The sequence below is a fragment of the Vibrio sp. 10N.222.55.C6 genome (assembly GCF_041473395.1).
In the GTDB taxonomy this organism is placed as follows: domain Bacteria; phylum Pseudomonadota; class Gammaproteobacteria; order Enterobacterales; family Vibrionaceae; genus Vibrio; species Vibrio crassostreae_C.
Genome location: NZ_JBFRSD010000108.1, coordinates 1 through 374 on the forward strand (window position 1 = coordinate 1; position 374 = coordinate 374).

2 tRNA genes are annotated in these 374 nt (G+C 48.1%); both read right to left on the reverse strand.

From position 1 onward, the window contains the following. Positions 1 to 74: transfer RNA gene (locus tag AB4486_RS22770), tRNA-Cys, on the reverse strand. 64 nt (positions 75 to 138) lie between these two features. Continuing rightward, positions 139 to 225: transfer RNA gene (locus tag AB4486_RS22775), tRNA-Leu, on the reverse strand. Positions 226 to 374: the final 149 nt, after the last annotated feature.

Here is a 374-nt window from a genome sequence, read left to right on the forward strand (position 1 = left end):
TGGAGGCGCCTCCCGGAGTCGAACCGAGGTCCACGGATTTGCAATCCGCTGCATAGCCACTCTGCCAAGGCGCCTTCAATAGTGTTTTAAGAGAACAACTCTTTTGATTAATACCAAGCGAGGTAATAATCAAATAGATGGTGCCCCGGGCCGGACTTGAACCGGCACAACGCGAACGTCGAGGGATTTTAAATCCCTTGTGTCTACCAATTCCACCACCAGGGCACGCAATTCTTTATTGCGATGCCGATTACTGAAAAGTAAAACACCATCTTAATGTCGAAATGAATCAACACTACAAAATTTGGAGCGATACATCGGGTTCGAACCGATGACCTCAACCTTGGCAAGGTTGCGCTCTACCAACTGAGCTA